Here is a 6,748-nt window from a genome sequence, read left to right as displayed (position 1 = left end):
CTGCGGATGGGCATGGTTGAGGATGTTCTGCAGCTCGGCAATGTCCCGGAACTGCTTGTAATGCCAGTAGCCGAAGGTTTTCCGGAGGGTGTGCGTGCCGATGCCATCCGGTATATCGACCATCTGGGCCGCCTTGTTGAGCTGCCGGTAGGCTTGGATCCGTGTAATCGGTCCGTTGCCCTTGCGGCTCGGAAACAGCCACTCAGACGCTTCTAGGGAGTTGATATAGGTATTCAGCTCGTCGTAGATGTTGCCGAGGTGGATGGTCCGGCGTTTTCCGGTCTTGCCTTCACGAAGCGACACCACTTGCTTGCCCTGGATCTCGCTCGTTTTGATGTTTAACAGATCCCCGACACGCAATCCGGAATTGATGCCCAGGAGAAACAGGATATAGTCCCGTTCCCCACACCACTTTTTCAGGCTCCATTTCATGTCCTCGATGCGCTCCAGCGACCGGATTGGCTGCACGTCTTTGATTTCGTTCTGCTTGTTCATGGGTTGCTCCTTTCGGTTGGTTTCTTGTAAAGCGTATTGGGTTTTATTTCTAGAAAAAGCCGTATGTAGCGAACTACTCAAGGCATTTTGCCCAAAAGAAAAAGAGCGCCGCCAACGAAAGGCGAGCCCAGTGGAATCAAGGTTTTGAATGTATCTTTTTTTCTGGTAATTTCAGTTTCGCTCGTTTTTCTTGGGAAGTCAATGGAACCGGGGTTTTGAATGTAACTTAATTAGCATTAAGTTACATTCAGAATCAATAAAAGTTCTCTAATAACTGTTCCTTAAACTTAATAACTTGGTGTGTAAATCCCGCCGGTATCAGTATCTATGACAAAATCAACTTCAATATCCTCCGAATAGGGAATTTGCTCAAAGCTATGAAGTCGACAAAACACGTCAGGAAAGTCGAAGTACTCATAAGTTAATTTATCTGCCTGAAGATACATCTGTTTTAATTGCTGTTTCGTACACTTTTTCCCCGTTAATAAAACTTGGATAAGGTATCCTTCAATTTCAATAATCATCAAATCACTACTGGGTGCTAACCAGTTATATAGCTTAAATTTTCATTGCTTTCCTTTTTTCAATGTTACTAAAATTAAGGTAGATCAAGTACTCCGAATGTAACTTAATTCACATTAAGTTACATTCACTTTCAAATTTAGCTAATAAAAAAGGTCTTTTAAGAAAGACCTTTTCCAGCGCTATTTATGACCACTTTTCATCATCATCAATCCATTGCTTGTTCTTCAAATCATAGGATTTATACTCATCGTGAAAAACAAAATACGAGGGCAAATTCAATGAAGATCCACCGGCCGTTTCCCAGCATTGAAGGAACCAATCTGCAAATGCTTGTTGTTCTTGTGGAACTAGCGTCTCTTCATTCTGTTCGTAAAAGTCAAAAAATGCTTCCTGCTGATCATCGTCCAACTGATAGTATTCCATTTCTGGCAACACCTCTTCACTTCCAGCAAAAATTGTCGTGTTATTGTCCTCTTTGAAAACTTCGTTGGCTTCCTTATCCATGGAGAACATTGTAATGGATATTTCAAATCTCGTGGGATCGATGGATGGAGTGAACTCCAATAAATCTACATCAGAAGAAAAATTGAATGCAAAAATTTTTTTCAAATTACCTACTAATGAGCCGGATTCTTTCTCCAGGTTGGCTTGGATCGAACGAATATACTCATCGACTGAAAACATAAATAATCCCCCTTAAAATTAGATAAAATGCATTGATTAAGTCACTTTTTAAGAAGAATCAATTTTTTCTTTTCTTCAAAAACCATCTCACTAATAAAATTACAAAAAGAATAATAGCACCGTAAATTAAAAATGTAACAAGTAAATCTCCCCAGTTAACATAAGACTCTTCGACCAATAGACTCTCCCCTTTTTTTGGAACTTTTTTCTAGAAATTCCATTTTCCCTCAAACTTTTATAAAAGTCAGTATATTTATTTTTGAATGTAACTTAACTGCACTTAAGTTACATTCAATTCCGCTAAAACAGTACCCTTTATTTGTTCCAGATTCTGGCCCATAAACTTCGTGTGTCTTTTTTGTGTGTTACCGTTTGAGTTTCACTTTCTGGCTCCTGTGAGGACGATTCTGGCGCATCTAACTCGGATTCTTCCGGTACTGGTGTAAGTAACTGCTTCTGTTGTTCTTCCATCCGATCGATCTTTTGCTGCATTTTCTCCAGGACTTCCACAAACATAATATCCCGTTCTTTTTGGCGCTCTTCTTGTTGCTGCAACTGGGTTTTCAGCTCTTTGACTTCATTTAACGTAGCAGCTGCTATGTCGTCGCTATCGCGCTCGCGTGGCGCTACGGAGACGCTCTTTTTTAAACCACTAGAGGCTTCTATGACAGCCTCTTCAAGCGATTTCTTACCGCTATGTACTGTCTCTATGATGCCTTCAATCGCTATGCACTCGCTATCTGTGTAGAGACGGGCATTTTTATGTGTTCGTTTGAATTGAATTCCTTCCTGTTCAAGTAAAGCCGAATACTTTCGTAATGTAGAGGGTTGGATATTTAATTTGGTACTTACTTCGCTAGGAGTCATCATTAAACCATCACCACCTCTTTTTGTTTCATGTTATAAGAGTTCGATCACACTTGCATCTTCTTTTTCTATGAAGGAGCTCTAGAAAAAAAGCCAAATAGAAATGGATGAGTCGCAGCCAAAAACACCTTTAGGAATAAAAGAACGTTAGCGATTGTCAAAAATACTTTACGAACGGTTATGAAATAGCATTTTTCGCTGGGAATAAAGTAAAGGAAAATTATGTTACAATTATTGTAAACAGAAAATTCTTACTTTTAATGTACTAAATTTAAAAATAGTAGAAGTATATTAAAAATACAAAGTGAAGAGGAGATAAATTTTGAATATTTTACAGTTTTTTATCGTTCCAGTGATAGTAGTTTTAATAGTTCATGTAATCATGTCGTCTATATATAAAGACGCAGAAAAAAAGGATACAGGATTTGTGTTTAATGGGTATAAATTGAGTTACAGAAGAAGTTTTATCCGTTCTATATGGGCAATTCCATTTATACTCTTACTGTATATTGCTATATATTGGTTTGGTGATTTAACTACAAATGAATACATTGCAATAGGAATCATTTTCATGCTCTTAGCTTTATCAGACATTGCTACCAGTTACGTCAAATGGAAAAAGAATGAAAAGAAAGCATAAATCATTTTGAAGTAATCTACTTAAAGAAGCATATGCGTTTGTAAGAGTAGTGGTTTAAAAAATCAGTTTACATATCACAAGTTATCAGAAGTAATTAAACAGAAAGAAGATGCTAGTAACTTAGCATCTTCTTTCTGTTTTTTCAGGAGACTTCCGATATTTCGGGATATGTAAACTAACAGCTTTTGGTTCTATGAACTTACGTTTTCAGTTTTCCCATTCATAATTTCTTTAACCGATTCTCTTTCACTATAAAGACCTAAACTTAACAAAAAGACTGGGAATATCCAAAGAAAAAGACTATAGCGCACGTCACTATACATCAGCAAATTAAGTATGTATAAGGTTACGAATATAGCACTCGAAATATATATAGCCCCTGCAGCATTTCTCATTATGCTCACCTCGTTTATTAGTAGAATTACGTATCTTCAATCATAATATTCTATTTTTTACCAACTGTCATTTTGTTTTTTTATCTCTTAAATTTCTTTCACTGCGTTCCAGTCAAACATTTATCACAGACGCTTCCCTCGAATACCATGACCACTTGAGAATAAAAAAAGTAAGACAGAAATAATCTACTCTGCTTTCCCCATAAAATCTCTATATGCTTCTATGTACTTTCAAATGTTTATCCAATGCCCAGCATTATTTACAGCTGGAAGTTGCCTACCTACACCCATTTTTTCCAGGGTGTATAGATGGGCACTCGTGTTTTTAATCACCCTTAATACGGAATCATAGTGAAGCTCCATGTTAAAGAAAAAATAATATAAGCAAATGAGATCGTGACCCATACCGTGTTCTTTTGTGTACTTACTTTTTTCTCTTGATTTGCTTTTTTTATAATGGAAATCAAGTTCAAACAAAAAACGACTGCCAGAATTGGGTTTAGGAAAAGCCCCATAACAACTAAATACTCCATCAAGTCTCACCTCTTCTTTTGATTTAAAAAATCATACCAATAGTTCGTGAATTAACCCATAACAAATGAAAAAGAGAGAAAGAGCATAAGGAAAACGTGCCCCCATTTTCAATGGGGGACGAGGCAGAGCCTCGTGTTTGAGTGGTACCATTAAATTTTCATTTTGGTACAGTTTTGTACCACGAAAAAATCACTTTGGTACACTTTTGTACCAGAAAAAAAGGGAGTTGGTACAGTTTTGTACCAACTTTTCAGGCCGCGAAAGCAACTTTTTTTGTCCTGAATATTCATTTTCAACTGCGCCGATCGCGCCAAAAGACGACGGACTTTTTCTCTTTTTTTATTTTTTTCTGGTGGTCCGGCAACCAAAAAAAGGTGCCTCCACGTGGAGGCAAATGGCTTTTTTAAGGGCCTCCACGTGGAGGCATCTAGCCCTTTTTCGTGATATCACCCAAACCCCAGGCTCCGCCTGGGCTAGCACCGAAAGTGATAGCAGATTTCCCTTATGCTCTTCGCAATCTTTTTTTAGGATTCGTGATTTTTGTGATTGTCCGGTAGCCCCTGCGGGAAACCCAAAACGACGCAGCGACCTTTGAAAAAGGAGGTGCGTATAAATGGGCACTCGCCGTGAACTTTTTTCCTTCGCGTTCTCAAATCGGTTTCCAAAAAGAACGGTCCGAAAAAAAAAAAACGGACGATCCGAACACCAAGAAAGGCACAAAAAAAATCCCAACGGACGTTCTGTTTCCAGAAAAAATCCGGTCGGGATTTTGATTTTCGTTATGAAGAAGGCGTGTCTTTTTTGGCAAGCCGTTCTTTTTTTTCGGCCAACTTTTTCAGCAGTTGGTCTTTCTCTTTGGTGAGTTCGGAATTCGGTTCGGCAGCTTCTTTCGGTTCATCTTTGGACGTGAACCACTCCGGCAATTTCTCTTGCCGTCCGATGTGACGTTCCTTCATCGGCTGCAGATCGGCGAACGTAATGTGTCCCCCGGCCTCGTGGATCTCCCACGCCGAAGTGATTTTGGATTTGATAAACCCGAGGGGATTCTTGACGGTTTTTTCCTCGTTGACGTAACGAATCAGCCATTCCAATTCCTGTTCGGCATCGTCTTGCCAGATAAGTGAAGCGCCCTGGTGCAGCTGCGCAAAGAATGCCATGTCGAACTGATAACCATCGGCCAAGGTATTTAATCTAGTACGTAAAATGTCTTGTTCAGATTGCTTTTTTTCTTTTCTTTTTGGCTCCTGCAACTTAATTTCTTTTTCTGGAGCACGACGAATGACAAATTCAATTCGTTCTACACTTCGTCCCTTTTTAATTTCGTTAATTTTGATGTGAAGATCGGTTTTTTCATTTACTTCTTCAATAGCTCTTAAAATAACTCTTGTTTTGAAGTGATTGTAACGTTCATAAGATCCTTCAGAAACACCAAATTTAAGTTTTAATTCTTCGATAGAATTTTCCCATTTACCTATGTGCTGCCATTTTTTCATGAGCTCATATAAACGTATAGAGTAAGTGCTGTTTAAAGACAATACATTGCTTAATTTATATGATGTAAACTGATTTTTTAACTGCAACATATAGGGTTTTAGCTTAGGAGAAAATGATAATTCAAGTATCCCTTCTCCTTTAACATACTTAGCACTAGACACCCAATGAACTAACAACCAACCGCCGTCTTCTTGTGGTATTTCAATAGTTTTAGACATCAACTCTTTAGATATATCTTTAACATCTGTATATTTTGCTTTTCCTTCAAGGCCCAACATTTCACTAAATTCTTTAATAGAAATGCGATAATCTTTAAAATCGTCATCATTCGGTTCGATCATACTCGCCATTGTAAGGACAATTTTTTGTTCTCTGGCAGTTAGAGGATTGTTGTGTCTGGCTTCAATTAAATTGTTTGCCTGCGTAACTAAATGCTTACTATTCATAAATGCCCCACCTTTTTAGTTTTGTGGCTTTAGTGTTAAAAATAATGCTATCAGAACCTCTATAGAATAACAACGCCCCAGTTTTTAATACTTGTGGCATTTGGGACCAAAAGTGTGGCATTTGGGACCAAAAGTGTGGCATTTGGGACCAAAAGTGTGGCATTTAAGGGACCAAAAGTGTGGCATTTGGGACCAAAAGTGTGGCATTTGGGACCAAAAGTGTGGCATTTGGGTCTCGGAAATCCAGTCATACCAAGGGCTTAGACCCTCTCTAAAACAGTTAAAACAAAGTACTAAACAAAGTACTTAAAAACACCAACAACACGCGTACGCGCGCAAGGCAGTGGGGTGGTGGGACAGAAACCGAAACTGTTACCTTTCAAATTTTTAAACGAAAAAAGCCTAAGAAAACCCGTTACTAGAAAAAGACAGCCCGATTGTGTGCTCAAAATCTGTTTTAAACGCCTCAGAACCACCCTATAAGCGTTTTTAAGGGTAAAACCGAATACACCCAAACAAATAATTTTCGGAGGGCTTAGAACCCCCTTGAAGGCCTTTTTTAGGCAAAACAAAAACCCCGCAGAAAAATTCTGGGAGGGTTACAGGCGAAATGTCTTGAGATTGCTTTCGATTTGCTCGTCCGTGATGCCGATGTAGCGCAACGTGAT

At 38.6% G+C, this 6,748-nt stretch carries 7 protein-coding genes and 1 pseudogene; 2 read left to right on the top strand and 6 right to left on the bottom strand.

Translation table 11 applies throughout. From position 1 onward, the window contains the following. The 4 genes from QMA04_RS18060 to QMA04_RS18045 form a co-directional block, all read right to left on the bottom strand. On the bottom strand, positions 1–495 hold a 495-nt coding region (locus tag QMA04_RS18060), incomplete at its 3' end, for a tyrosine-type recombinase/integrase (RefSeq protein ID WP_290187264.1). A 287-nt stretch (positions 496–782) separates the two neighbouring features. Continuing rightward, positions 783–1,019, bottom strand: coding sequence for a hypothetical protein (locus tag QMA04_RS18055; RefSeq protein ID WP_290187263.1), 237 nt, complete (start codon positions 1,017–1,019; stop codon positions 783–785). A 184-nt stretch (positions 1,020–1,203) separates the two neighbouring features. Beyond that, positions 1,204–1,704: a hypothetical protein gene (locus QMA04_RS18050; protein ID WP_290187262.1), complete on the bottom strand. Its 501-nt coding sequence runs from the start codon at positions 1,702–1,704 to the stop codon at positions 1,204–1,206. A gap of 315 nt (positions 1,705–2,019) precedes the next feature. Then, positions 2,020–2,574 carry a MerR family transcriptional regulator gene (locus QMA04_RS18045; protein ID WP_290187261.1) on the bottom strand — a complete coding sequence of 185 codons (555 nt, stop codon included), beginning with the start codon at positions 2,572–2,574 and terminating at the stop codon, positions 2,020–2,022. 319 nt (positions 2,575–2,893) lie between these two features. Between QMA04_RS18045 and QMA04_RS18040 the strand changes: the two genes are divergently transcribed. After that, positions 2,894–3,211: a hypothetical protein gene (locus QMA04_RS18040; RefSeq protein WP_290187260.1), complete on the top strand. Its 318-nt coding sequence runs from the start codon at positions 2,894–2,896 to the stop codon at positions 3,209–3,211. Positions 3,212–4,289: 1,078 nt separating this feature from the next. Here the strand turns inward: QMA04_RS18040 and QMA04_RS18035 are convergent. Both QMA04_RS18035 and QMA04_RS18030 read right to left on the bottom strand, forming a co-directional pair. Then, positions 4,290–4,508: a hypothetical protein gene (locus tag QMA04_RS18035; protein WP_290187259.1), complete on the bottom strand. Its 219-nt coding sequence runs from the start codon at positions 4,506–4,508 to the stop codon at positions 4,290–4,292. A 411-nt stretch (positions 4,509–4,919) separates the two neighbouring features. Then, a complete protein-coding gene (locus QMA04_RS18030) occupies positions 4,920–6,080 on the bottom strand; it encodes a replication initiation protein (protein WP_290187258.1) in 1,161 nt (386 codons plus the stop codon). Between the two features lie 173 nt (positions 6,081–6,253). Here QMA04_RS18030 and QMA04_RS18230 point away from each other — a divergent pair. Further along, positions 6,254–6,355, top strand: a pseudogene (locus QMA04_RS18230) (hypothetical protein); the annotation flags it as partial. Between the last annotated feature and the right edge of the window lie 393 nt (positions 6,356–6,748).

Source organism: Planococcus sp. APC 3900 (assembly GCF_030407735.1).
Classification (GTDB): domain Bacteria; phylum Bacillota; class Bacilli; order Bacillales_A; family Planococcaceae; genus Planococcus; species Planococcus notacanthi.
The sequence above is the reverse complement of the archived record's forward strand: the minus strand, read 5'-3'. Positions and strand labels throughout refer to the sequence as shown.

Coding starts and splice junctions, on each gene's coding strand:
- QMA04_RS18050 (WP_290187262.1), bottom strand. CDS start 1,704: ATGTTTTCAGTCGATGAGTATATTCGTTCGATCCAAGCCAACCTGGAG.
- QMA04_RS18045 (WP_290187261.1), bottom strand. CDS start 2,574: ATGATGACTCCTAGCGAAGTAAGTACCAAATTAAATATCCAACCCTCT.
- QMA04_RS18055 (WP_290187263.1), bottom strand. CDS start 1,019: ATGATTATTGAAATTGAAGGATACCTTATCCAAGTTTTATTAACGGGG.
- QMA04_RS18030 (WP_290187258.1), bottom strand. CDS start 6,080: ATGAATAGTAAGCATTTAGTTACGCAGGCAAACAATTTAATTGAAGCC.